The sequence below is a fragment of the Vibrio sp. 1159 genome (genome assembly GCF_033340395.1).
Classification (GTDB): Bacteria; Pseudomonadota; Gammaproteobacteria; order Enterobacterales; family Vibrionaceae; genus Vibrio; species Vibrio alginolyticus.
On the sequence record NZ_JAWOWL010000160.1, the window covers coordinates 1 to 1128 of the forward strand.

At 41.8% G+C, this 1128-nt stretch carries 1 protein-coding gene and 1 pseudogene; both read left to right on the forward strand.

Going from position 1 to position 1128, the window contains the following annotated elements; genetic code table 11:
- A pseudogene (locus tag R7127_RS26690) lies at positions 1-267 on the forward strand (sugar ABC transporter permease); the annotation flags it as partial.
- 16 nt (positions 268-283) lie between these two features.
- Positions 284-1128: arabinogalactan endo-beta-1,4-galactanase (locus R7127_RS26695; protein WP_318148735.1), on the forward strand; the 845-nt coding region annotated here is incomplete at its 3' end.

The window sequence follows — 1128 nt, forward strand, 5'->3', positions numbered from 1 at the left end:
ATTTCAAAACCAATTATTGCAGTAGTAGCATTATTCTCTTTCACCGGACCACTAGGGGACTTTATTCTCGCGACAACGATATTAAGAACGCCTGAAAATTATACTTTGCCTATCGGTTTATATAATTTGGTCGTAGAAAAAATGGGGGCGAGTTATACCACATATGCAGCGGGTGCTGTGCTTATTTCAATACCTGTAGCGCTTCTTTATCTATCACTACAAAAATACTTTGTATCTGGCTTAACAGCAGGTAGTACAAAAGGCTAATACTAGAGAGAAAAATATGAATACAAAATTTAAGGTTGCACTTATTAGTGCGGCAGTGGCTTTGGCTGGCTGTCAATCTGTAAATACTTCAAATAATAACAGCTCTGATATTAATGCTGATGTGGATAATACTGTTATAACTGCTCCTGTTATAACTGCTCCAACACTGAGAGCTGATTTTATTCGTGGTATGGATATCTCCATGTTGCCTGAAATAGAAAAATTGGGTGGGAAATATTACCAAGTTGGCAATGAAAAAGATCTGATTAAAATATTAAAAGATAGTGGAGTTAATTCTATTCGCGCACGTTTGTGGGTAGACCCAATGTCAGCCACTGGTGATGTATTTGGTGGCGGTAATAACACGTTAGAGCGTTCCATTGAGCTTGGTAAACGCGCACAAGAAAACGGTATGTCATTCCTGCTTGATATCCATTACAGCGACTTTTGGGCTGACCCTAAAAAGCAACAAAAGCCAAAAGAGTGGGAGCAACTTACGTTTGAGAACCTAACACAGAAAGTCTACGACTATACAGCAGAGGTGATGAAAGCACACCAAGCTGCGGGTGTCGTGCCAGACATGGTTCAAGTTGGTAACGAACTGAATGGTGGCATGCTTTGGCCTGAGGGTAAGAGTTGGGGTCAAGATGGTAAGGAATTCGACCGTCTATCACTGCTTTTAAAAACCGGCATCCAAGCGGTGCATGACAACGACAGTGGTAAAGACATTCAAATCATGTTGCACCTCGCTGAAGCAGGTGATAACGGTCTCTTCCGTTGGTGGTTTGATGAAATCACCCAGCGTGGTGTCGATTTTGATGTGATTGGTATGTCTTACTACCCGTGGTGGCACGGCCCAAT